Origin of the sequence: Burkholderia sp. AU30280 (genome assembly GCF_020420125.1) — a bacterium.
Taxonomy (GTDB): Bacteria; Pseudomonadota; Gammaproteobacteria; order Burkholderiales; family Burkholderiaceae; genus Burkholderia.
In genome coordinates, this window is sequence record NZ_JAIZRY010000004.1 from 135,979 (window position 1) to 160,889 (window position 24,911).

Here is a 24,911-nt window from a genome sequence, read left to right on the forward strand (position 1 = left end):
GGCGAGCTTCGCCAGGGCGGTTTCCTTCGGCTCACGGTTCATCTCTATGGAATCACTGCGCATCTACAACACGCTCGCGCGTGACAAGCAAGTTTTCGTGCCGCGCCAGTCCGGCGAAGTGCGGATGTACGTATGCGGAATCACCGTATACGACTATTGTCACGTGGGCCACGCGCGCATGCTGGTCGTGTTCGACCTCGTCCAGCGCTGGTTGCGTGCGATCGGTTACCGGGTCACGTATGTGCGCAACATTACCGACATCGACGACAAGATCATCCGCCGCGCGGTCGAGAACGGCGAAACGATCAAGTCGCTGACCGACCGGTTCATCGGCGCGATGCACGACGATGAAAGCGCACTCGGCATCCAGCGGCCCGACATCGAGCCGCGCGCGACCGAGTTCATTCCACAGATGCTCGGCATGATCGAGACGCTCGAGACGAACGGCTACGCGTACCAGGCGACCGACGGCGACGTCAATTACTCGGTGCGCAAGTTCGCGAACTACGGGAAGCTGTCGGGCAAGTCGCTCGATGATCTGCGCTCGGGCGAGCGCGTCGCCGCGAACGACGCAAAGGAAGATCCGCTCGATTTCGTGCTGTGGAAACGCGCGAAGCCGGAAGATCCGGAAGGCGCGTCGTGGGCGTCGAAGTACGGGATGGGTCGCCCGGGCTGGCACATCGAGTGCTCGGCGATGGGCTGCACGCTGCTCGGCGCGCATTTCGACATCCACGGCGGTGGGCAGGACCTGCAATTCCCGCACCACGAGAACGAGATCGCGCAGAGCGAAGGCGCGACCGGCCAGACGTTCGTCAATTACTGGATGCACAACGGCTTCGTGCAGGTCGACAACGAGAAGATGTCGAAATCGCTCGGCAACTTCTTCACGATCCGCGAAGTGCTCGAGCGCTACGATGCCGAAGTCATGCGCTTCTTCATCGTGCGCACGCACTACCGTTCGCCGCTCAATTACAGCGACGTGCATCTCGACGATGCGCGCGCGTCGCTCACGCGTCTCTATACCGCACTGAAAGATGTTGAAGCCGACCCGCTCGCGCTCGACTGGAACGAGCCGCACGCGCAGCGTTTCGCGGCCGCGATGAACGACGACTTCAACACGCCGGTCGCGGTGGCGACGCTGTTCGAGCTGGCGGGCGAGGTGAATCGCACGCGCGACGCGTCGCTCGCGCGGCAACTGAAACAGCTGGCGGGCCTGCTCGGCCTGCTGGGCCGCGAACCGCGCGCGTTCCTGCAGCAGGCGTTGGGCGCCGCGCAGGCGGGCGGGCTTGCCGCCGACGAGATCGAAGCGAAGATCGCCGCGCGCGTCGCGGCGAAGCAAGCGAAGGACTATGCCGAAGCGGACCGGATCCGGGCGGAACTGCTCGAGACCGGTATCGCACTTGAAGACAAACCGGGCGGATCGACCGAATGGCGTCGCGTATGAGCGCGGTGCGTTCCACTGACCGATCCGTCAGGTAGGAGGCAAGATGGCAACGGCCAGAAAAGCGCCGGTCAGGCGCGCGACCCCGGTCGCCGCGCGTCCGGCAGCCAAGCGCGTGCCGCCGGAGAAGACGGACGCGACGCGCGCCGTGCCGAACGGCGCGCTCAACGGTCATGCGCAGCCGGTGGCTGCGCTGCCGGCCGCCGACGCGGCCCGCAAGGCCCGTGCGTCCGAAGCGGACCGCGAGGAGGTCGTCGTGCGTCCTGCATACTGGGACAAGGCATGCGCCGACCTCGTCAAGCGCGACCGGATCCTGAAGAAACTGATTCCGAAGTTCGGTCCCGCGCATCTCGTGAAGCGCGGCGACCCGTTCGTCACGCTCGCACGCTCGGTCGTCGGCCAGCAGATTTCGGTGCCGTCGGCGCAGTCGCTGTGGGCGCGCATCGGGGATGCCTGTCCGAAACTCGCTCCGCAGCCGGTGATCCGGCTCGGCGCGGACAAGCTGATCGCGTGCGGGCTGTCGAAGCGCAAGACGGAATACATTCTCGATCTCGCGCAGCATTTCGTGTCGGGCGCGCTGCACGTCGACAAATGGACGTCGATGGACGACGAGGACGTGATCGCGGAACTGACGCAGATCCGCGGCATCAGCCGCTGGACGGCCGAGATGTTCCTGATCTTCAACCTGTCGCGGCCGGACGTCCTGCCGCTCGACGATCCTGGCCTGATCCGTGCGATCAGCGTCAATTACTTCAGTGGGGAACCCGTTACGCGCAGCGAGGCGCGCGAGGTGGCGGCCAACTGGGAACCGTGGCGTACCGTCGCGACCTGGTACATGTGGCGCAGCCTCGATGCGCCCGACGGCGACGCCTGAGCGTTGGCTATCGGGTTTTAAACATCAATAGTTGAGAGCCGGTTTTGAGCGTCGCCCGCGCGGGTAGAATACGCGCTGCCGCAAGACCCAAGGATTCGAACACATGAAGACCACGTTTCTGGATTTCGAACAGCCGATCGCCGAACTCGAGGCCAAGATCGAAGAGCTGCGATTCGTGCAGGACGACTCGGCTGTCGACATTTCGGAAGAAATCGAGCGGCTGTCGAAGAAAAGCCAGCAACTGACGAAAGACCTCTACGCGAACCTGTCGCCGTGGCAGGTTTCGCAGATCGCGCGGCACCCGCAGCGCCCGTACACGCTCGATTACGTTGCGGAACTGTTTACCGATTTTCACGAGCTGCACGGCGACCGGGCGTTCGCGGACGATCTGTCGATCGTCGGCGGTCTCGCGCGCTTCGGCGGCCATCCTTGCATGGTGATCGGCCACCAGAAGGGCCGCGACACGAAGGAGCGCGCCGCGCGCAACTTCGGGATGCCGCGTCCGGAAGGCTATCGCAAGGCCGAACGCCTGATGCGTCTCGCCGAGAAGTTCGGGCTGCCGATCTTCACGTTCGTCGACACGCCGGGCGCGTACCCGGGCATCGGCGCGGAAGAGCGCGGCCAGTCGGAGGCGATCGGCCGCAACCTGTACGTGATGGCCGAGCTGAAGACGCCGATCATCACGACGGTGATCGGCGAGGGCGGTTCGGGCGGCGCGCTCGCGATCGCGGTGGCCGACACGGTGATGATGCTGCAATTCTCGACCTACTCGGTGATCTCGCCGGAAGGCTGCGCGTCGATCCTGTGGAAGAGCGCCGCGAAGGCGCCGGAAGCAGCGGAAGCGCTGGGCCTGACCGCACACCGGCTGAAGGCGCTGGGCCTGATCGACAAGATCATCAACGAACCGCTCGGCGGCGCGCATCGCGATCCGAAGGGCATGGCTGCGCTGCTGCGCCGTGCGCTGGCCGATTCGCTGCGCCAGTTCCAGGGCATGAGTATCGATGCGCTGCGCGAGCGCCGCTTCGAGCGCCTGATGGCCTACGGCAAGTTCAAGGAAACCACGCCGGGCGCATGACCGGCTGCGTCCTCCATTCGCGCGCCGCTGCGCGCGCATTCCTCTCGTGATTCCGCCAACCGAATTCTCCGCCGACCGCGTCGTCCTCGACGCGGTCGGCGTTGCGCTTTCCGGCATGCCGCCCGATGCACGCATCGCGATCGCGTACAGCGGCGGCCTCGACTCGACGGTGCTGCTCGACGCGGCAGTGCGCGTCGCGGGCGCGTCGCGCTGTGTCGCGCTGCACGTGCATCACGGGCTGAGTGCGAATGCCGACGCGTGGGTTGCGCATGCCGAGGCGAGCGCGGCGCGGCTCGGGGTCGCATTCGAGTCGATGCGCGTCGACGTGCCGCGCGACAGCGGCCTGGGTGTCGAGGCGACGGCGCGCGAGCGACGCTATGCGGCGCTCGACGAGATGTGCGAACGCCACGGCGCGGCTGCGCTGTGGCTCGCGCAGCATGCGGACGACCAGGCCGAGACCGTGTTGCTGCAGTTGTTGCGCGGCGCGGGGATCGCGGGGCTTGCCGCCATGGCGCCGCGTTACCGCCCTGACGGCGTGAGCGTCGAGCGTGTGCGCCCGCTGCTGCGACTGTTGCGAGCGCAACTCGAGCGCTATGCGACGCAGCACGACCTGGCATGGATCGACGACGAATCGAACAACGACACGCGCTACGCGCGCAATGCGCTGCGCATCGACGTGCTGCCGGCGCTGGCCGTGCATTTCCCGGGCTTTCGCGACGCGCTTGGCCGTGCGGCCCAGCATGCGGCGGCCGCACAGCGACTGCTCGACGATCTGGCCGAACTCGACTTTGCCGCGGCCGCGCGCGACGACGGGCAGGCGTTGTCGCGCGACGCGCTGGTCGCGTTCGACGATACGCGCGGCGCGAACCTGCTGCGCTTCTGGATGCGCCGGCTCGGTCTGCCGGGTGCGTCGGCCGCCCGGCTCGCCAACATGATGCGGCAGTTGCGTGCCACACATGTCGCCCATGCGCTGCGCGTCGATCACGCGGGGCAATGCCTGCGCCTTTATCGCGATGTCGTCTACTGGGAAGCGGGCGACAGCAGCGAACCGGCCGATGACGGCACCGGGAGCCCGTATCCGGAAGCGGTGCTCGCGTGGGACGGGCAGGAAGTCTGGCACCTGCCGGGTTGGCGCGGCACGTTCGTGTTCGCGCCGGCCGATCCGGGAAGCGCCGATGCGGTGCCGGAGGCGCTGCTGCGCGACGCGCGGCTCGCGGCGCGTGCCCGCACGGGCGGCGAGCGGATGCGCACGTCGCCGGGCGGCCCGGGCCGTACGCTGAAGAACCTGTTCCAGGAGCGCGGCGTGCCCGCGTGGCAGCGCGACGTGCCGCTGCTGTTCGCTGGCGACTTGCTGATCTACGTGCCGCGCCTCGGCGTGAACCGCGATGCCGGCGTGACCGGTGGCGGGGCGCCCGGCGACGGCGCGTGGCGCCGGATCGAGTGGCGTCCGGACCTGCTGATCGCATGACGGCGGCAGGCCGCCCGCGGCCCGATGGCACGCCGATTTTCACCATTTGGTAAACAGCGCCGGAACGGCCCCGGACGCCGCGAGCGGCTTGTCAAGCGGGCCTCTATCGGGTACGCTCGGTCGTTTGCTCGGCTCGATTTTTGAGCGATTTGTGCAGGTTTTCCGCGTGACGTACCCGGTTTGCGCGGCCTGATCGGCCTTCCGGGCAAAATCCGTCACGCTTGCGTGTTGCGTCCCAGCCGTCCCCCTCGTCGTCCGTCCACAGCCACAAGCCGCGTGACCGAACGGCTACGCGGCCTGCCCAGCGCGCCCGTGCGGTTTCTCCTCCAGTTCAGAACGACAATGGCACTCATCGTACACAAATACGGCGGCACTTCGATGGGCTCGGTCGAGCGCATCAAGAACGTCGCGAAACGCGTCGCAAAATGGCATCAGGCCGGGCACCAGATGGTGGTCGTGCCTTCGGCGATGTCCGGCGAAACCAACCGTCTGCTCGGTCTTGCGAAAGAGATTTCGAGCCAGCCGAGCCCGCGCGAGCTCGACATGATCGCGTCGACGGGCGAGCAGGTCAGCGTCGGCCTGCTGTCGATCGCGCTGCAGGAAATCGGCGTCGAGGCCGTGAGCTACGCCGGCTGGCAAGTGCCGATCAAGACCGACAGCGCGTTCACGAAAGCGCGCATTCACTCGATCGATGACGAGCGCGTGAAGGCCGATCTGAATGCAGGCAAGGTCGTGATCATCACGGGCTTCCAGGGCGTCGATCCGGACGGTCACATCACGACGCTGGGCCGCGGCGGCTCGGATACGTCGGCGGTGGCGGTCGCGGCTGCGCTGGGTGCCGAAGAGTGCCTGATTTATACGGACGTCGACGGCGTCTACACGACGGATCCGCGCGTCGTCGAAGAGGCGCGGCGCCTCGATCGCGTGACGTTCGAGGAAATGCTGGAAATGGCCAGCCTCGGCTCGAAGGTCCTGCAGATCCGCTCGGTCGAATTCGCTGGCAAATACCAGGTGAAGACGCGTGTGCTGTCGAGCCTGACCGATCCGCTGATTGCGCTCGACGAAGAAATGCGCTCGGGCACCCTGATTACTTTTGAAGAAGACGAGACCATGGAAAAGGCAGTCATTTCCGGCATCGCGTTCCAGCGCGACGAAGCACGCATTGCTGTGATGGGCGTGCCCGACAAGCCGGGCATCGCGTATCAGATCCTCGGCCCGGTCGCGGATGCGAACGTCGACGTCGACATGATCATCCAGAACCAGAGCGTCCAGGGCAAAACCGACTTCACGTTCACGGTCGGCCGCGGCGACTACCAGAAGGCGATGGACATCCTCACCAACCAGGTGAAGGGCCATGTGAATGCCGAGCAGGTGCAGGGCGACCCGAAGGTGTCGAAGGTGTCGGTCGTCGGCGTCGGCATGCGTTCGCACGTGGGCGTCGCGAGCAAGATGTTCCGCACGCTGTCGGAAGAGGGCATCAACATCCAGATGATCTCGACGTCCGAAATCAAGATTTCGGTGCTGATCGACGAGAAATACATGGAACTGGCCGTCCGCGCGCTGCACAAGGCATTCGAACTCGACCAGGCATCGTGAATTTTTCGTGATGCATTGAAGAAAATGCATCACGGAAATTGACGGGCGGTTCGAAACCCTATATTATTTCGTTCTCGTCGCACTGCCTCCCTGGTGCGAGCGAAAGTTTGGGAGACGTGGCCGAGAGGTCGAAGGCACTCCCCTGCTAAGGGAGCATCTGGGCCAAAACCTGGATCGAGGGTTCGAATCCCTCCGTCTCCGCCAAAAGCGGTGACAAAGCCCCGCAAGTTCTCGGACTTGCGGGGCTTTTTCTTTTTCAGCCCATCGGTCGCGTCGGCCTATCAGCTTCCAGCGACACGCATCGCTTGAGCTTGAATGGCAGGTCGTTGTCGAGTTTGCTGTGCGCGGCCGGCTGGCTCGGGAAGAAGCGTGCGATGGTGAAAGGCCAAGGTCGGTGGGCGGGACGCTGAAGTTCTCACGCCCGGGACACCGTATTCACGGTCATGCGCCGTCGCAATTGCGAAAAACTCTAACTCACCGCTTGAGCTCGCGAAGGAAGCGCCGCGCGGCAAGGGCGCGACGAAGGGCGCGCGGAGCAAGGCGGGGTAGGGTCGACCGGCGCGGCGCAAGCCGGTGGCCGGCGTCGTCGTCGCGCCATGGGCAGAGCGTATGGCGGCGGCGGTGCGGGCGCGGCGGCTTCGCTCGCCGATGTGCCCCGGAGCGGCGTCGCGCGGCGCGATGCTCCGCCGCTTGCCGCATCCGACAACCCGGCGAGCCGCGCGAGCCGCCTCCACCCCGGCATTGCCGCCGCGCGCTCAGATCTCCTCGGACCAGACCATGTTTTCGCGCGCCATCAGCGCGGACGATGCCGCCGGTCCGAAGGTGCCGGCGATATAGCTGCGCGGCTTGTCGCCGAGTGCCTTCCAGCCCTTGAGGATCGGATCGACCCAGGCCCAGGCCGCCTCGAGTTCGTCGCACCGCATGAAATGCGTCAGGCGGCCGCGAATCACGTCGATCAGCAGGCGCTCGTACGCTTCGGCCCGGCGCCCGGCGAGCGCCTGCTGCAAATCGAGATTCAGGCTGACCGGCAGCACCTGCAAGCCGCTGCCCGGCTCCTTCGCGAGCATCTGCAACTGGATCGATTCCTCGGGCTGGAGCTGGATCACGAGGCGGTTTCCGTGACTGTACGGCCCGCGTGGAATGATCGAGAACGGCATGTCCGCGAACTCGATGACGATCTCCGAACGCCGCTCGCGCAAGCGCTTCCCGGTCCGCAGAAAGAACGGCACGTTGGCCCAGCGCCAGTTGTTGATCTGCGCGCGCAGGGCGACGAAGGTTTCCGTGCCGCTGCCGGCCGGCACGTCGGTCTCGTCCGGGTACCCCTTGACCGATTCGCCGTCCACCGCGCCCGCCGTATACTGGCCGCGCACCGTGTCGCGGGCGATCGTCTCGGGCGTCATCGGCCGCAGCGAACGCAGCACCTTCAGTTTCTCGTCCCGGACCGCATCGGGATCGAGCGAGACCGGCGGCTCCATCGCGACGATGCACAGCAGTTGCAGCAGGTGGTTCTGAACCATGTCGCGCATCGCGCCGGTGTCGTCGTAGAAACCCGCCCGGCTGCCGACGCCGACCGATTCCGCGACCGTGATCTGCACGCTCTTGATATACGGCGTCTGCCACAGCGGCCCGAAGATCGCGTTGCCGAAGCGCAGCACCATCAGGTTCTGCACGGTCTCCTTGCCGAGGTAGTGGTCGATCCGGTAGATGCGGTCTTCCGGGAAGTGGCGCCCGACCGATGCGTTGATGGCCTTCGCCGACGCGAGGTCGTGTCCGAGCGGCTTCTCCAGCACGACCCGTGCGCGGTCGTCGACCAGTCCGCAGCGGGCCAGGTTGTCGCACACCGTCTCGAACAGGCTCGGCGCGGTCGCGAGATAGAACACGCGCAACGCGTCGCCGCGCATCTTCCCGGCGAGATGGCCATACGCGTCCGCGACGCCGGCGTCGACGCACGCGTAGTCGAAGCGCGACAGGAAGCTGTCCCACGCTTGCGGATTCAGCGCGTGATCGTCGACGAACGGCCGCGAGTGCTGCTCGACGAAGTCCAGGTAGCGCTCGCGCGACCAGTCGCTGCGGCCCACCGCGACGATGCGTGTCGCGTCGGGCAGGCTGCCGTGCAGGTGCGCCATGTAGAGCGCCGGCAGCAGCTTGCGCGCGGACAGGTCGCCGGCGCCGCCGAAGATCACCATGTCGAGCGGCTGATCGAGCGCGGATGAAGAAGCGGAAGTAGTCATCGTGCAGGTATTGTCCATGTTGACAAACGGGGGGAGTGGACGCGCGCCACGCGCGTCGTGGCGCGTCCGCCCGGTCAGCTCGCGATTGCGTGGCGCACCTGTGCCGCGCTGCCGAGCGTCAGCGCGTGCCGGGCCAGCGTCCGGCAGGCATCGAAATCGAGCGTCGCCAGTTCTGCCTTGATCGCGGCGATCGCCGGCACGCTGACCGACAGCTCGTCGACACCGAGTCCGACGAGAAGCGCGGTCGCGGCGGGATCGGAAGCCATCGCGCCGCAGACGCCGACCCATTTCCCGTGCGCGTGCGCGCCCGACACCGTCAGGTCGATCATCTTCAGCACGGCCGGATGCAGCGTATCCACCTGCGCCGACAGCTTCGCGTGGCCGCGATCGATCGCCAGCGTATATTGCGCAAGGTCGTTGGTGCCGATCGAAAAGAAATCGACCTCCTGCGCCAGCGCCTCGACGATCGCGACGGCGGCCGGTACTTCGACCATCACGCCGATCTTTACAGGATGCGGACACGTTTGCTGTTCCTCCCGCAGGATACGTTTCGCCGCCAGCACCTCGTCGAGATCGGACACCATCGGGAACATGACGTGGAGATCCCCATGGGGCGCCGCACGCAGCATCGCGCGCAACTGGCTGCGGAACAGATCCGGGTAGGCGAGGCTCACGCGGATGCCCCGCAGGCCGAGAAACGGATTGGTCTCCTTCGGCAGCGGCAGGTAGCGCAGCGGCTTGTCGCCGCCGACGTCGAGCGTGCGGACCACGCACTTCCGGTGCCGGCCGAGTTCGGCCGCGACCGCCTCGTAGGCGGCCGCCTGCTCGTCCTCGCCCGGCGCGGCCGCCCGATCCTCGAACAGGAATTCCGAACGCAGCAGCCCGACGCCTTCGGCGCCGGCCGCCAGCGCCTGCCTGGTGTCCGCCGCGTCGCGCACGTTCGCGACGACCTCCACGCGATGGCCGTCGCGCGTGCTGCCGATCCGGTGCGCGTCCCGCTCGTTCGCGCTGCGCTGCGCGGCGGCGGCGTCCATGCGCCGCGTCACGTCGGCGAGCAGCGCCGGATCGGGATCGATCCGGAGCGTGCCCGCCGTGCCGTCGAGCACCGCGGTCACGCCGTCGCTCAGCGATAGCGCCGCCGTATCGATTCCGCAGATCGCCGGGATTCCCATCGACCGCGCCAGAATCGCCACGTGACTGGTCGGTCCGCCCGATACCGTGCACAGGCCGACGACCCGGTCGCGATCCAGCGCGACCGTGTCCGACGGCGTCAGGTCGTCGGCCAGCACGATCGACTGCGCGTTCAGCACCGGCAGCGCGCGTCGCACGCCGGTCAGCAGGGACGTCACGCGCAGGCCGACATCGCGGATGTCCGACGCCCGTTCGCGCAGCAGCGGGCTCGCATGCGCGGCCAGCCGCCCGGCCACCGCCCGGCATGCCTGGTGCCACGCGCCCGGCGCGTTCGAGCCGGCGCGCAACGCGGCTTCCGCGGCATCGATCAGCGCCGGATCGTCGAGCAGCGCGAGATGCGCTTCCATGATCTCGGCCTGACAGGCGCCGGCTTCGCCGCGACCGGCCACCAGTGCCTGTATCTGCTCGCCCGCCTGCCGCAGCGCCGCGAACAGGCGCGCCCGTTCTTCGTCGAAGGTGCCGCCGGTCTCGTCGAATTCGAGTTCGGCGGCGCGCCACTGCACGATGCGGCCGACCGCGAGCCCCGGCGACGCGGGCACGCCCGCGAATGCGCCGTCAGCCGGATCGGTTGCTGCCGCCGCGCTGCGCGTCGTGGCCAGTCCGGACGGCCCGGCCGCGGCGACGCGCTCGAGACGCTCGCCGCAGCCATCCCGCAGCACGCCCACGAGCCGGTCGAGCGCCTGCGCGGCGTCGGGGCCGCGCGCGCTCAGCCGGACTGGATCGCCTTGCCGCGTTGCGAGCGCCATCACCTCGACGGCCGATTTGGCATCCGCGCCGAGCGTCCCGCACGACAGCACGATGTGCGCGGAGAATGACCGGGCTTCCCTGGCCAGCACGGCGGCCGGCCGCGCATGCAGGCCCGCCGGATTCGGCAGTTCGACGAACGGCGCGTACAGCCACTCGCCGTCCGGTTCGGGCGCCGGACCTTCGTTCCCGCGCGCCGCGAGATGCAGCGTCAGCAGCACGCTCTTGCCGGCTTCGACGAGGCCGTCGCGTTTGTCGATTTGCGATACGCATTCGCCGTTGACGACGACGATTTCCGTCAGCACGCTCGCCGCGTGCGCGGCGACGTGCGCGAAGTCGACGCGCAACAGGGGTTGCCCGGCGCGCACGTCGTCGCCCTTGCGCACGAGCGCCTCGAAACCTTCGCCGTCGAGCATGACCGTGTCGATGCCGACATGCACCATGATCCTGATGCCCCCGTCGCCTTCGATGACGACCGCGTGCCGGGATGCGTGCAGATCGATGACCCGGCCGTCGATCGGTGCCAGGACGATGTCGGTTTCGGGATCGATCGACAGGCCGTCGCCGACCATTTTTTGCGCGAAGGCGGGATCCGGCACGTTCTCGATCGGGACGATTGTCCCGGAGAGCGGCGCCAGCACGGTGACGTGATTCGGTTGAGTCGACATATTGCACTCCAGATGAATTGCATCGTGAATATGAAACTGCTGCATTGACGGATCACCACCAGCTTTCGACCTGAACCCCGAACATGTTTGTCGATTGCCGGCCGGCCGACCACGAACCCCAGTTCGCGCCCTGCGCGTCGAGTGCGGCCTGATTCCACGCAACACGGGTCGCGTAGAACCGCAGTTCGGGGCGGGTCATGAACTCGGGGCCGGTGCTGAACGCGATCGCCGCTGTATATTTGTCGAGCTTCTGCAGCGGGCCGCCGTTGACGCGCAGCGTCGACCAGCCGCACTCCGACAACAGCTTCACGTAGCGCGCGACCGCGTACGACACCCGTCCGCCGAACGAGGTGCCCGTCGTGCTCCCCGAACCATGCGCGCCTTGCCCGCGCTGGTACTCGGCAAGCGCTTGACCGCCGAAGCGGCCGAGCTGCCAGGTCACGGAGTCGAGCAGTCGCACGCTGCGCGTGCCGTTCGGCTGGGTCAGATCGCCGAATCCCGTTTCGAGCGACGCATAGCCGGTGCTGCCTTGCAGCCACACCGAATTCGTGATGCCGGGCAGCACGAAATTGGCCTTGTCGTACTTGAGCGTCAACGCGCTGCCGAACGAGCCGCCGGGGAAATCGCCGCGCAGCACCTCGCCGATCACGCGAAGCTTGCCCTCCGACCCAACGGGAATGTCGTAGACGTCGACGTTCATGCGGGTCGCGTCCTTCCGGTTCAGGGTCGGGCTGTAATGCTGCTGGCTGCGGAACACGCTGACGCCGAGCCGGGCCGACGTGCCGAGCGGAATGTTGGTCGCGCCGATGCCGGGATCGATCGTCGGGCCGCCGACGCTATAGAAGAAGTGATCGACGATATGGACATCCTCGCGCTCGATATAGCGTTTGCCGGCCCAGAAGATCGTCGACGGCGAGAACGCGTAGCCGCTCGTCGTCACGTACGCCTCCTTGGCGAAGTACTGTCCGTGGCTGCTCACGAAGCGGTTCGCTTCGGGATTCCAGTAGGTCGCGGTATACGCGGCGGACCACGTGATGCCGCCGTCGAAATGAAACGTCTTCCTGAGGCCGAGTTCCGTGTACGTATCGCCTTCGTTGCCGAGGCGGAACTCTTCGCCGCCGTTGCCGAGCGCGTATTTATTGACGTCGCCGCCGTTGGTCCTGCGCTCCGATACGAAGCCCGCGCGGACATAGCCGTTGAACTGGAAATCGTCGCCGAGATCCACCGCGAATGCGCTTGCGCACGGGTAAAGCGATACGGACGCGATCAGCGCGCCGATCCACGTTTTCATGTCTGTCTCCAAACCTCTGATGGGTATTGATTGGCGAGAACGGCGTTGCTACGCGTCTCTTTTTTGTAGGGGCCACATACGGGTGTCGTGCAGCGTCAGCGGCCGGGTGGCGGTCACGCGTGGCGACGTTGTTGCCGATGTCGGGTAGCAGCGCGTCGTGAAGACCGCTTCGCCGTCGTTGACGAACAGCTCGACCGCACTGCCGTCGACGAACAGCCGCAGCCGGGTGAGGTCCGATGCGGTTTCATAGGCCGCGTGTTCGTCGAACTGCCCGGCCGCGGGACAGTGCCGGACGAGCGTGAGCCGGCCGCGACGACCGTCTCGAACGACGCGCAATGCTTGCGCGTCGCTGTCGAACAGGTGCAGTACCCAGTCCGCGCCGGCTTCCGCGCGGATCGACATGTCCAGCTCCCACGCCGCGCCCGGTGATGGCGGCAGCGTCAACGATTCGCCGGCGGCAAGCCGGGTCTCCGGCACCCCGACGAGCGGCCCGCGCAGACGCTCGAGTTCGCGCAGCGGTTGCTGCCGCAACTGCCCATTCTCGACGCGCAGTTCGCGCGGGAGCGTCAGGCAGTGCGTCCAGCCGGCCGCGACGGTCGGCGTATCCGGCCGGGACGGTAGCCCCATCCAGCCGATCATCAGCCGACGCCCGTCTGGCGCGTGCAGCGTCTGCGGCGCATAGAAATCGAAGCCGTGGTCGAGCATCCGGAAGCCGCCGTGCGCGAACGTCGCGGCATTCACGTCGAGTCGGCCGACCAGATAGCCGGCCCGATCCTCGCGGTACGAGGCGCCGCTGCGCGCTTCCTCGATCTGCTGGCAGCAGATCAGTACGTGTTCGTCGTCCAGCGCGAACAGATCCGGGCATTCGATCATGTAGCAGGCATCGGTCGGCGCGAGCAGCTCGCCGACGATGCGCCACGCACGCAGGTCCGGGCTCGTCGCGAGCACGACGGTTCCCTTCAGGTCGTTGCGCTGGGCACCGAAGACGGCATGCCATGCACCGTTCTGCCGCCACACTTTCGGATCGCGGAAATGATCGGTGTAGCCGGACGGCGCGCCGTCGATCACCGGCCCGAGCTTCTCGAACCGCACGCCGTCGGACGAGCGCGCGAGGCACTGATGGCTCGCGCGGCCGCCCGAGTCGTCGCGCACGTTGCCCGTGTACATCAGCAGCATCGCGTCGTCCACGTCGATCGCGCAGCCCGAATAGCAGCCCTGCGCGTCGTACGGTTTATCCGGCGCCAGCGCGATCGGCAAGGACTGCCAATGAATCAGGTCGGTGCTGACAACATGCGCCCAATGCTTGTTCTGATGCACGCAGCCGTCCGGATTCCATTGGTAGAAGACGTGGTAAGCGCCTTGCCAGTAAATCAGGCCGTTCGGGTCGTTGATCAGTCCGTACGGCGGGCACAGATGGAACGACGGCCGCCAGCGGTCGTCGCGGATGTCGAGCTTGGTCATGTCACGCACCGGACAGCTCTCCATAGGGCTTCTTCATGCCGACGCTGCGCAGCCAGGTCCCGGCGAATGCGACCGAAAACGCAAGCACACCGCCGATCACGTAGTTGAGCAGGCCATCCGGGCGCACGATCGCGAGCCCGGGCAAAGCCGTCAGGCCGAGCCCCGTCATGCCGACGTGCGTCGCCACCACCCAGCCGCCGCCGACCGCGCCGCCGATCGCCGCGAACACGAATGGCCAGAAGAACCGCAGGTTGACGCCGAAGATCGCGGCTTCGGTGATGCCTGCCAGGCACGACAGCGCGGCGGGTATCGCAACCTGGCGGATCTTGTCGTCGCGCGTGGTGAAGAACACGGCGAGCGCCGCGCCGCCTTGCGCGACATTGGCCATCGACCAGATCGGCAGCAGGAAATTGACGCCGATCGCCGGACTGGCGAGCAGGCCCGCCTCGATCGCATGGAAGCTGTGGTGGATGCCCGTGATGACGATCATCGAATACAGGCCGCCGAACAGGATGCCCGCAAGCGCGCCGCCGTGCTGGTAGATCGCCTGCAGGCCGAACGACAGGCCGTCGCCGAGCGCGCGCCCGATCGGGCCGACCACGGTCAGCGCGATCGCGCCCGAGATCAGCAGCGTCAGGAACGGCGTGAAGATCAGGTCGATCGAGGCCGGGATGCACCGCTTCAGGCCCCGCTCGATCCACGACATCATCCAGACGGCCAGCAGGATCGGCAGGACGGTGCCCTGATAGCCGACCTTCGCGATATGCAGCCCGAACAGATCCCAGTATTCATGGACGCCGGTGCCGAGCGTCCACGCATTCTGCAACTCGGGATGGATCATGATGCCGGCGAGCGCCGCCGCGAGAAACGGCGAAACGCCGAAATCGCGGGCCGCCGAGAAAGCGATCAGGATCGGCAGGAACACGAACGCCGTGCTCGCGAAGATATTCAGGATCTGGAAGCCGGCGCTGTCGCCGGCGACCCAGCCCACGCTTTTCAGCATGCCGAGCAGACCCATCAGCAGGCCGGATGCGACGATCACCGGAATGATCGGTACGAAGATGTTCGACAGCGTGCGCGCCAGCTTCTGTGCCGGGTTTTGCCGCGCCACGGCCTCCTGCTTCAGCGCGTCGAGCGAACCGGCGGCCGACGCGCCCAGCAGCGGCTGCAGGGCGTCGTGGACTTTTTCCACGATGCCCTGGCCAATGATGATCTGAACCTGTCCGGCGCCGCTGAACGACCCTTTCACGAGATCGATCGCGCCGATCGCGCCATGGTCGACCTTGTCCGCGTCGTGGACGACGAGCCTCAGCCGGGTCGCGCAGTGCGAGAGCCGCGCGACGTTCGCGGCGCCGCCGATCAGCGGCAGCAACGCATGTGCGGTTTCGATTTCAGTCATGTTCTCCTCCTTGAGTGGGTCGATGTGGTATCGATGCCATATGGTATCGATACCACATCATCGTCTCCGATGCCCGGATCGGATCGTTCCTCGGGCTTTCAGCCGGACGCCAGTGTTCTGCGCGTCCGGTCAGGTACTCCGGCGCAGCACGAGCCGGTACGGCATCACGGCACGCGACACCTTGGCGTTCTTGGTCTCGCGCATTTCCAGCATCAGCCGGGCTGCCTCCGCGCCCGTGTCGGCGTAGTCGTAATGCACGGTCGACAGGGCAGGGCGCACCATGCGCGCCATGTCGCTATCGCCCATGCCCGCGACCGCCATGTCGTCGGGTACGCGGATGCCGCGGTCGTGCAGGCAGGCCATCACGCCGACCGCGAGCCGGTCGGTCACCGCCAGAATCGCCGTGCAGCGCGCGTCGCCCGTCATCCGCAGCAGGCGTTCCGCCGCTTCCTCGCCGGCCTCGGCCCGGAAACTCGCGCGGACGATCAGCTCCGGATCGACCGGCATGCCCCGCGCCCGCAATGCGTCGCCATAGCCCGCCGTTCGCTCGCCGCCGACCTGGAGATCCTCTTCGCCCACCGTCACGAGCCCGATGCGCGTATGCCCGCGGCCGAGCAGATGCTCGGTCATCTGGCATGCCGCCGAGCGCTCGTTCTGAATCACGCTCGTGATGCCGAGATGGCTCGCGTCCTGCCCGATCATCACGATCGGCAGGCCCGCTTCGCGGATCGCGTCGACGAGGCCGCCGTTGACGGTCGTCCCAAGGTGCAGGACGCCCGCGACCCGCTGCCGGCGGAACAGATCGTAGGCCGCGGCTTCTTCCGCGACCGAGTTGTTCGTATTGGCCAGCAGCATCTGGTAGCGCAGTGGTTCGAGCGTCGACGAGATGCCTGCCACGATTTCTCCCGTGGTATAGGAGTTGATCTTCGGAATGATCACGCCGATCAGCCCCGAGCGATGGGACTTCAACTGCTTCGCCAGTTCCGACGGGGTGTAGTGCGTCTGCGATATCACGGTTTCGATGCGTTCGCGTACCTCGGCCTTCACGTAACCGGAGTTGTTCAGCACGCGCGAGACCGTGGACGTCGACACACCGGCAAGCGTGGCGATGTCGCGAATGGTCAATCTCTTTTGTGGTATCGTTACCATGTGCAGATGGTACGGGACGCGGATCGGTCTGTAAATAGGGGAAACACGGAAGCGGGCGCGGAGGGATCGCCGCGACGGATGCCCGAGGCGCCCGACGGACCGGTTCGGATCGTCCGGGACGATACGCGCGTTGCCCGGCATGCGGTACCGGCATGCGACAGTCGCCAGCATATACGCGTATGGCGAGCGCCAGCAGATCGTGCGCAAGTGTCGAGAGATCATCGCACAGCGTGTCGCGCTGGAGCCCGGCAAGCGTTGCAACTCGTGCTCTATCCGTTTCCTTTCGCGTTCGACACGCACGCCGCGTTGCAGGATGTCTTCATGGCGACGACGCGCTCGTCACGGCGCCCGCATCGAAGTCGGCACAGCTCGCCGCAAGCGGCATGATCGGCGAACTCCATGGCGCCGGAGCGATGACGCTCGCTTTGGCGCCGGTCCATGCCACGCGCGACAGCCGCTTCGTCCAATTTCCTGCGCAACGCGATCATCGTCGCGGGATGACGCTGAACATATGGGATCGCCTGAGTCATCAGCGATCGCGGTCGGAAACATGAAGGCGAGGGTTGAGCAACCGTTCCCACGACCTGCATCGAACAAGGTGAAATGAAATACAAATGAAAGTGTGTGCGTAAGGATTGAGAGCCGCACACGCGCTGTCCCGGCGAGCGTCGATTCGCTCGTTTCGACCCTCAGGAATAGACCGCCAGTGTCAAAAATGCGGCGCTGCGACGAATTCCATGATCGGCGTGGTCGAGCAACACAAAAAATTACTCATAAAAATCATCGGCATAGGCTGTTGCAAAAAAATGATGCTCTGCTGCGCTGCAGAAAATAATCAATCGCCTTATGCTGGTTAACCCGATCGCGTTTGAGCGGCGTCAAGTTTTCCGGTGATGCCGCTTTACATTTTGCCAACACTGGCGATTCACGAAATCTATCTGTCGAATTGATTTCGTTCCTTTCGTCTCGCCTGTCCCCGATGCAGTGCGCGACTTCATCTAGGCCTTGTTGACATGCATGATTTTCCCTTCCTGAGCCTGGCCATCTGGGCTCCGATCCTGTGCGGCGCGTGCCTGCTGCGCGCCGGTTCCGATCATCATCCACGCCGTACGCGGCTGATTGCGCTCGTCGGCGCGCTGGTGGGGCTTGCGGCGGTCGCGCCGCTGGTTGCCGGTTTCGATGCGCACTCGGCCGCGATGCAGTTCGTCGAAAGCCGCAACTGGCTGGCGGCATTCAATTCCGGATGGCGGGTCGGCATCGACGGCGCGTCGCTGTGGCTCGTCGTGCTGACCGCGTTCACGACGCTCGTGGTGGTGGTGGCGTCGTGGGAGTCGGTCACGGTACGCGTCGCGCAGTACTACGCGTCGTTCCTGATCCTGTCGGGGCTGATGGTCGGTGTGTTCGTCGCACAGGACGGGCTGCTGTTCTTCATCTTCTTCGAGGCGACGCTGATCCCGCTGTACCTGCTGATTGGCACGTGGGGGCGCGAGCGGCGCGTGTACGCGGCCGTGAAATTCTTCTTCATCTCGTTCGCCGGCTCGCTGTTGCTGCTGATGGCGATGCTGTACCTGTACGCGCAGTCGCATACGTTCGACATGGCCGTATGGCGCACGCTGCAGCTCGGCTTCGCACCGCAGTTGCTGGTGTTCCTCGGCTTCTTCGCCGCATTCGCGGTCAAGGTGCCGATGTGGCCGGTCCACACGTGGCTGAGCGACGTCTACACCGACGGCCCGACCGGCGCCGCGCTGATGCTCGCGATGCTCAAGCTCGGCGGCTACGGGTTCCTGCGCTTCGCGCTGCCGGTCACGCCCGATGCGAGCCACTTCTTCGCGCCGGCCGTGATCGCGCTGTCGCTGTTCGCGATCATCTATGCGAGCCTGATCGCGCTCGCACAGACCGATCTCGGCAAGCTGCTCGCGTATTCGACGGTCGCGCACATGGGGATCGTCACGCTCGGGCTCTTCCTGTTCAACCGGATCGGTGTCGAAGGCGCGATCGTGCAGCTCGTGTCGTACGGCTTCGTCGCGGGCGCGATGCTGTTGTGCGTGAACGTGCTCGTCGATCGCACGAAGCAGCGCGAGATTGCCGCATATGGCGGCGTCGCGGGCGTGATGCCGCGTTTCGCGACCTTCACGGTGCTGTTCGCGATGGCCAACGTCGGCCTGCCGGGCACGTCGGGGTTCGTCGGCGAGTTCATGGTCATCATGGGCGCGATCCGCTTCAACTTCTGGATCGGCGCCATCGCGGCGCTCACGCTGATCCTCAGCGCGTCGTACACGCTGTGGATGCTCAAGCGCGTCGTGTTCGGCAAGGTCGCGAGCCAGCGGATCGCGAAGCTCGCCGACCTGAACCGTCGCGAGATCGTGATGTTCGCGTCGCTCGCACTGGTCGTGCTGGCGGTCGGCATCGATCCGAAGCCGTTCACCGACGCGATCGATCCGACCGTCGGCAGGCTGATCGAGGACGCGAGCCATTCGAAGCTGCCGACAGGGGACGGCCCCGCGCAGCCGCAGCCGTCGTACATGGCATCGACGCACGGCTGATCGCGGCACGCCGCGCGAGCGGGGCGCATCGCACGGCGGTGCGGCCGTCGTACGCACATCGATCCGATCCTGGCCCGGCGCAGGCGGCGCCGGGCCAGCTTTTGGCTGCGTGAAATTGCCCCGCGACAATCTGTCTCACAGCAGATTCTGCAATGATGATTTTCCGCATTAGCTGGTTTTTCATCGCACTCGCGCGACGTATGATGCGGCCACTTTCGTGGATCGAATGCGCATCGGGCATACGCAAACGGATTCAATGACCCTCGGGCTGTGTGATGAAAAGAAAAGCTTCAAAAGGCGGGGCGGCGCTGATGTCGATCGGCGCGGCTTTGAGCCTGTCAGGCTGTAATTTAGATGTACTAAATCCGAAAGGAAGCGTGGGCGCTGCCGAAAAGGCGCTGATCGCGACGTCCACCTGGGCGATGCTGATCGTCGTCGTGCCGGTGATTCTGCTCACGCTGTGGTTCGCGTGGCGTTACCGCGCGTCGAACCGCAACGCCACCTACGCGCCGAACTGGTCGCACTCGACCGCGATCGAGGTCGTGATCTGGACGGTGCCGACGCTGATCATCCTGTTCCTCGGCGTGCTCACGTGGAAGACCACGCACGAGCTCGACCCGTACAAGCCGCTCGAGTCGTCGGTGAAGCCGATCGACGTCGAGGTCGTCGCACTCGACTGGAAGTGGCTGTTCATCTATCCGGAACTCGGCATCGCGTCGGTGAACCAGCTCGCGATTCCGGTCGGCACGCCGGTGAACTTCCGCATCACGTCGGATTCGGTGATGAACTCGTTCTTCATCCCGCAGCTCGGCGGCCAGGTCTATGCGATGGCCGGCATGCAGACGCGCCTGCACCTGATCGCCGACGAACCCGGCAACTTTGCGGGCACGTCGGCCAACTTCAGCGGTCGTGGCTTCTCCGACATGAAGTTCCGCACGCTGGCCGAGCCGCGCGAACAGTTCGATGCATGGGTGCAGAAGGTGAAGGCGTCGCCGGAGCGGCTCGACGCGACCGTGTACGGCACCGTCGCGCAGCCGAGCGAGAAGGCGCCCGTACGCTACTTCTCGTCGGTCGATCCGCGGCTCTTCCACAACATCATCGCGAAATACAACGATGGCCACGTCCTCGACCTGAAGGACGCCGCCTGCGGCACGAAGGGGTAACGCATGTTCGGCAAACTCACACTCTCGGCGATCCCGTTCGACCAGCCCATCATCATGGGGGCCGGTGCCTTCATGGGGCTGGTCGTGCTGGGCATTCTCGCCGCGCTGACGATCACCGGCCGGTGGAAATGGCTGTGGACGCAATGGCTGACCACGGTCGACCACAAGAAACTCGGCGTGATGTACATCATCGTCGCGCTGATCATGCTGCTGCGCGGCTTCGCCGACGCGATCATGATGCGCATGCAGCTCGCGCTCGCGTACAACGGGCCCGGCTACCTGCCGCCGCACCACTATGACCAGGTCTTCACGGCACACGGCGTGATCATGATCTTCTTCATGGCGATGGTGTTCATGGTCGGCCTGATGAACCTGGTCGTGCCGCTGCAGATCGGTGCGCGCGACGTCGCGTTCCCGTTCATCAACTCGCTCTCGTTCTGGATGACGGCCGTCAGCGCGATCCTGATCAACATCTCGCTCGTGATCGGCGAATTCGCACAGACGGGCTGGCTCGCGTATCCGCCGCTGTCGGAGTTGCAGTTCAGTCCGGGGGTAGGGGTCGACTACTACCTGTGGGCGCTGCAGATCTCGGGCGTCGGCACGCTGCTGACCGGCGTCAACTTCTTCGTGACGATCATCAAGATGCGCGCACCGGGCATGACGCTGATGAAGATGCCGGTGTTCACGTGGACGGCGCTCTGCACGAACGTGCTGATCATGGCGTCGTTCCCGATCCTGACCGCGACGCTCGCGCTGCTCGGCCTCGACCGTTACCTCGGCATGCACTTCTTCACGAACGAAGCCGGCGGAAACGCGATGCTGTACCTGAACCTGATCTGGGCATGGGGGCACCCCGAGGTGTACATCCTGATCCTGCCGGCGTTCGGTATCTTCTCGGAAGTCATCGCGACGTTCGCGAGGAAGCCGCTGTTCGGCTACAAGACGATGGTGTACGCGACCTGCGCGATCATGGTGCTGTCGTTCCTCGTCTGGCTGCACCACTTCTTCACGATGGGCTCGGGTGCGAACGTGAATGCGTTCTTCGGCATCATGACGATGATCATCGCGATCCCGACCGGCGTGAAGGTGTTCAACTGGCTGTTCACGATGTACCGCGGCCGGATCGAATTCACGACTCCCGTGCTGTGGACGATCGGCTTCATGGTCACGTTCACGCTCGGCGGCATGACAGGCGTGATGATGGCGATTCCCGGTGCGGACTTCGTGCTGCACAACAGCCTGTTCCTGATCGCGCACTTCCATAACGTGATCATCGGCGGCGTGCTGTTCGGCTATCTTGCAGGCTTCAACTACTGGTTCCCGAAGGCGTTCGGCTTCAAGCTGAACGAGAAGCTCGGCAAGGCGGCGTTCTGGTTCTGGCAGATCGGTTTCTACGTTGCATTCGTGCCGCTCTACGTGCTCGGCTTCATGGGCATGACGCGCCGGATCAACCACTACGACAACCCGGCCTGGCATCCGTGGCTGCTGGTCGCCGCGTTCGGCGCCGTGCTGATCGCGATCGGCATTGCGTGCCAGCTGCTGCAACTGGTGGTCAGCATCCGCAACCGCAACCTGCCCGAGTACCGCGATACAACGGGTGATCCGTGGGGCGGCCGCACGCTGGAGTGGGCGACCTCGTCGCCGCCGGCCGACTACAACTTCGCGCTGATCCCGCAGGTGCGCACGCTCGACGCGTATGCGGACATGAAGGCACGCGGCGAAGGCCGGCCGAACCCGGCCGCGATTCGCGACATCCACATGCCGTCGAATACCTGTGCGGGCCTCGTGGTGGCGATCTTCAGCCTGGTGCTCGGCTTCGCGCTGGTGTGGCACATCTGGTGGATGGCGATCGGCGGGCTCGTCGGGATCGTCGCGACGCTCGTGATCTACAGCTCGCGCGATAACGACGGCTATTACATCCCCGCGTCGACGGTGCGGAAGATCGAAGACAAGCAGCCGACGAAGCGCGTGGCCGCGCGCGTCGACGACGTGGAACTGGAGGCCAACTGATGTTGCAGAAAACCTTGAGCGCAACCCTGCTCGAGCACGACGACCATCCGCCGTCGCATTCGGTGTTCGGGTTCTGGCTGTACCTGATGACCGACTGCGTGATCTTTGCGGCGCTGTTCGCGACGTTCGCGGTGCTCGGCCAGCAGGTTGCGGGCGGGCCGACCGCGAAAGACCTGTTCGACATTCCGGGCGTCGCGGTGGAAACCGCCGCGCTGCTGCTGTCGAGCATCACGTACGGTTTCGCGATGCTCGCCGCGTACAAGCAGCGGCGCGGTGCGCTGCTCGCATGGCTCGCGGTGACGTTCGTGCTCGGCGCGGCGTTTCTCGCGATGGAGCTGCGCGAGTTCTCGCACCTGATCGCGGAAGGCGCGGGTCCGCAGCGCAGCGCGTTCCTGTCCGCGTTCTTCACGCTGGTCGGCACGCACGGGCTGCACGTGACGGCCGGCCTGCTGTGGATGATCGTGCTCGCCGGCCAGATCGTGTTGCGCGGCGGCGACCTGACCGATCGCGACCTGCGACGCTTGACGTGCCTGAGCCTCTTCTGGCACTTCCTCGACATCGTGTGGATCTGCGTGTTTTCCTTTGTCTATCTCGCGAGCGTGATCTAAATGGCCCATTCGCATTCGTCTCAACTCGAAGAAGGGCACGGCAGTGTCGGCGGCTATGTCGCCGGTTTCATCCTGTCGGTGCTGCTCACGGCCGCGTCGTTCGGCCTCGTGATGGGCGGCGTGCTGTCGCCGCATGCGTCGCTGATCGCGCTTGCCGCACTCGCGTTCGTGCAGATCGTCGTGCACCTCGTGTACTTCCTGCACATGAACGGCTCGTCGGGACAGCGCTGGAACGTGATGGCGTTCAGCTACACGGTGCTGACCGCGGCGATCCTGATCGTCGGCACGCTGTGGGTGATGCATAACGTCAGCATGAACATGATGTCGCGCTGAGCGGCATCGCGGCGCAGCGGTTGGTATCCATGCGCTTTCATGCAACAAAAAGGCGGCACGCGAGTGCCGCCTTTTTGTTTTTCATCGGCACCGCGCGACGGCCGTCGACGCGCACGATGTTGCCTTGCGGCGGATAACCGTCGCGTACGTGCGCCACGTCGCGCATGAAGATCACCGCGCCGTTCACGCTCCGGATCGGCGGCGCGTTGATTGGGTCGATGGTCAACGGGCTGTCGTTGAGCCGGTGTATTCGAAGCCGCCGATCTTCTGCGTGCCGGCCGGGATGATCTGGTTCTGCTGCGCCGGCGCGGTCCCGACGTCCTGCGCGGACAGCCCCTTGGCCTGCAGCGCCTGCGGATCGAGATCGATCTGCACCTGACGCACCTTGCCGCCATACGGTGACGGAATCGCGACACCCGCGACAGATAGCAGCTGAGGCTGGATCACGTTGGTCGCGTAGTCACCGAGCCGCTGTTCGTTCGGTGCGTCGCTCGTCAGCGCCAACTGCAGTACGGGCACGGTCGATGCGTTGTGTCGAGGATCTGCGGCGGCGTGGTGCCCGGCGTCATCTGCTTGAGCACGGTGTGCGAGATCGACGTGACCTGCGCGGTCGCGGTGCGGATGTCGACGCTCGGCTGGAAGAAGATCTTGACGATCCCGAAGCTGCGGAACGACTGCGACTCGATGTGCGCAACGTCGTTGACCGGCGTGCCGAGCGTGCGCTCGTAGTAGGTGACGATGCGCCCGGCCATGTCGGCCGGCTGCAGGCCCGCGTCATTCCACACGACGCTGATGACCGGAATCCGGATGTCGGGGAAGATGCCGGTCGGCGTGCGCAGTGCCGCGAGCGGCCCCGCGATCAGGATCAGCAGTGCGAGGATGATGAACGTGCAGGGGCGCGCGAGCGCGAGTCGGACGAGTTTCAGCATCGGCGAGGTCTCCGCCGGCGCGGGGCGCCGGCCCGACAGCGAATTGCCGAAGCGTGGCGGGAGCCCGGTTCGGCTCGCGCAGTGTGTGTTGGCGCCGCTTGACGCGGGCCGCGGGGCAGGATGGAAGGTGTTTTGGGAACTGGGCGCGACGGGCAGGGCGGGCAGGGCGGGCGCCGATTGTTACAAGACGTTAGCGCAGGCTTCCCGTTGCGATGCCGCGCATCAGTTCTTACAAAGTGGAAATATGCGGAGACGGCGCTTGCCGTTATAGTCGAATCACACATGACACAACCAGAAGAGGAATCCATGAAGACCTTGCGTGTTGCCTCGCTCTTGACCGGTATGACGGCCTTGCTCGTGTCGGGCGCAGCAATGGCGGGAGTCAATGTCGGGATCAATCTCGGCGTTCCGGCGCCAGTCTACGTCGCGCCCGCACCCGTGTATGCGCCGCCGCCTCCGCCGCCGGTCGTCTATCAGCCGGCCCCTGTCTACGCGCCGGCGCCGGCCATCGTGATCGGCTGGCATGGCGACCGCTACTGGGACGGCCGTCGCTACTGGGGCCGTGACGAGTGGTACCGCCATCACGGCCGTGGCTGGGGCGGCGATCGTGGCCGCTGGGACAACGGCCGCCACAACGGCTGGCACTGATCGGCTGGGCGCGCCCGCCTGATGCGCGCCCCCGATCCGCTCGTGGAGAAACCGCCCGCGTGGCGGTTTTCTTTTGGCTCGCAGGCTTG

The 24,911-nt window shown here is 65.7% G+C and carries 18 protein-coding genes, 1 tRNA gene and 1 pseudogene; 12 read left to right on the plus strand and 8 right to left on the minus strand.

The features are described 5' to 3' along the window. Positions 1 to 46: 46 nt before the first annotated feature. The 6 genes from cysS (at position 47) to LGN17_RS10875 (ending at position 6,658) form a co-directional block, all read left to right on the plus strand. Entirely contained in the window at positions 47 to 1,444 is a 1,398-nt protein-coding gene (gene cysS / locus LGN17_RS10850; RefSeq protein ID WP_226196689.1) for a cysteine--tRNA ligase, read from the plus strand. A 43-nt stretch (positions 1,445 to 1,487) separates the two neighbouring features. Next, positions 1,488 to 2,315: a DNA-3-methyladenine glycosylase family protein gene (locus LGN17_RS10855; RefSeq protein WP_175953444.1), complete on the plus strand. Its 828-nt coding sequence runs from the start codon at positions 1,488 to 1,490 to the stop codon at positions 2,313 to 2,315. A gap of 103 nt (positions 2,316 to 2,418) precedes the next feature. Beyond that, on the plus strand, positions 2,419 to 3,390 hold the full coding sequence (locus LGN17_RS10860) for an acetyl-CoA carboxylase carboxyltransferase subunit alpha (protein WP_006478433.1): 972 nt from the start codon (positions 2,419 to 2,421) through the stop codon (positions 3,388 to 3,390). A gap of 46 nt (positions 3,391 to 3,436) precedes the next feature. Then, positions 3,437 to 4,858 (plus strand): tRNA lysidine(34) synthetase TilS, encoded by a 1,422-nt coding sequence (gene tilS, locus LGN17_RS10865; RefSeq protein WP_226196691.1) that lies wholly within the window; start codon positions 3,437 to 3,439, stop codon positions 4,856 to 4,858. A 342-nt stretch (positions 4,859 to 5,200) separates the two neighbouring features. Further along, positions 5,201 to 6,454: an aspartate kinase gene (locus tag LGN17_RS10870; RefSeq protein ID WP_027787050.1), complete on the plus strand. Its 1,254-nt coding sequence runs from the start codon at positions 5,201 to 5,203 to the stop codon at positions 6,452 to 6,454. 110 nt (positions 6,455 to 6,564) lie between these two features. After that, positions 6,565 to 6,658, plus strand: a tRNA-Ser gene (locus tag LGN17_RS10875). A gap of 551 nt (positions 6,659 to 7,209) precedes the next feature. Here LGN17_RS10875 and zwf read toward each other — a convergent pair. From zwf to LGN17_RS10910, 7 genes are all read right to left on the minus strand, one after another. Beyond that, on the minus strand, positions 7,210 to 8,685 hold the full coding sequence (gene zwf / locus LGN17_RS10880; RefSeq protein WP_226196694.1) for a glucose-6-phosphate dehydrogenase: 1,476 nt from the start codon (positions 8,683 to 8,685) through the stop codon (positions 7,210 to 7,212). Between the two features lie 74 nt (positions 8,686 to 8,759). Next, entirely contained in the window at positions 8,760 to 11,288 is a 2,529-nt protein-coding gene (ptsP, locus tag LGN17_RS10885) for a phosphoenolpyruvate--protein phosphotransferase (protein WP_226196696.1), read from the minus strand. Positions 11,289 to 11,340: 52 nt separating this feature from the next. Further along, positions 11,341 to 12,579 carry a carbohydrate porin gene (locus tag LGN17_RS10890; RefSeq protein ID WP_226196698.1) on the minus strand — a complete coding sequence of 413 codons (1,239 nt, stop codon included), beginning with the start codon at positions 12,577 to 12,579 and terminating at the stop codon, positions 11,341 to 11,343. Positions 12,580 to 12,627: 48 nt separating this feature from the next. Beyond that, positions 12,628 to 14,040: a glycoside hydrolase family 32 protein gene (locus LGN17_RS10895; RefSeq protein ID WP_226196699.1), complete on the minus strand. Its 1,413-nt coding sequence runs from the start codon at positions 14,038 to 14,040 to the stop codon at positions 12,628 to 12,630. Position 14,041: 1 nt separating this feature from the next. After that, positions 14,042 to 15,439, minus strand: coding sequence for a sucrose-specific PTS transporter subunit IIBC (locus tag LGN17_RS10900; RefSeq protein ID WP_226196700.1), 1,398 nt, complete (start codon positions 15,437 to 15,439; stop codon positions 14,042 to 14,044). A 129-nt stretch (positions 15,440 to 15,568) separates the two neighbouring features. Continuing rightward, on the minus strand, positions 15,569 to 16,888 hold the full coding sequence (locus LGN17_RS10905) for a LacI family DNA-binding transcriptional regulator (protein ID WP_226196701.1): 1,320 nt from the start codon (positions 16,886 to 16,888) through the stop codon (positions 15,569 to 15,571). Next, complete coding sequence (locus LGN17_RS10910; RefSeq protein ID WP_226196702.1) at positions 16,858 to 17,118, minus strand: hypothetical protein; 261 nt, start codon at positions 17,116 to 17,118, stop codon at positions 16,858 to 16,860. The genes LGN17_RS10905 and LGN17_RS10910 overlap by 31 nt, the downstream gene beginning before the upstream one ends. 483 nt (positions 17,119 to 17,601) lie before the next feature. On the opposite strand from LGN17_RS10910, the gene LGN17_RS10915 reads away from it, so the two are divergent. The 5 genes from LGN17_RS10915 (at position 17,602) to cyoD (ending at position 23,245) form a co-directional block, all read left to right on the plus strand. Then, positions 17,602 to 19,131, plus strand: a complete 1,530-nt coding sequence (locus LGN17_RS10915) for a complex I subunit 4 family protein (protein WP_226196710.1) — start codon at positions 17,602 to 17,604, stop codon at positions 19,129 to 19,131. A gap of 275 nt (positions 19,132 to 19,406) precedes the next feature. After that, positions 19,407 to 20,294, plus strand: a complete 888-nt coding sequence (cyoA, locus tag LGN17_RS10920; RefSeq protein ID WP_175953431.1) for a ubiquinol oxidase subunit II — start codon at positions 19,407 to 19,409, stop codon at positions 20,292 to 20,294. 3 nt (positions 20,295 to 20,297) lie between these two features. Then, a complete protein-coding gene (gene cyoB / locus LGN17_RS10925) occupies positions 20,298 to 22,304 on the plus strand; it encodes a cytochrome o ubiquinol oxidase subunit I (protein WP_175953428.1) in 2,007 nt (668 codons plus the stop codon). Further along, entirely contained in the window at positions 22,304 to 22,912 is a 609-nt protein-coding gene (cyoC, locus tag LGN17_RS10930; protein WP_226196712.1) for a cytochrome o ubiquinol oxidase subunit III, read from the plus strand. The genes cyoB and cyoC overlap by 1 nt, the downstream gene beginning before the upstream one ends. Continuing rightward, positions 22,913 to 23,245 carry a cytochrome o ubiquinol oxidase subunit IV gene (gene cyoD, locus LGN17_RS10935; RefSeq protein ID WP_006759069.1) on the plus strand — a complete coding sequence of 111 codons (333 nt, stop codon included), beginning with the start codon at positions 22,913 to 22,915 and terminating at the stop codon, positions 23,243 to 23,245. Between the two features lie 49 nt (positions 23,246 to 23,294). Here cyoD and LGN17_RS10940 read toward each other — a convergent pair. Then, positions 23,295 to 24,174, minus strand: a pseudogene (locus tag LGN17_RS10940) (efflux RND transporter permease subunit); the annotation flags it as partial. 306 nt (positions 24,175 to 24,480) lie between these two features. Here LGN17_RS10940 and LGN17_RS10945 point away from each other — a divergent pair. Then, positions 24,481 to 24,822 carry a hypothetical protein gene (locus tag LGN17_RS10945; RefSeq protein ID WP_226196714.1) on the plus strand — a complete coding sequence of 114 codons (342 nt, stop codon included), beginning with the start codon at positions 24,481 to 24,483 and terminating at the stop codon, positions 24,820 to 24,822. Positions 24,823 to 24,911: the final 89 nt, after the last annotated feature.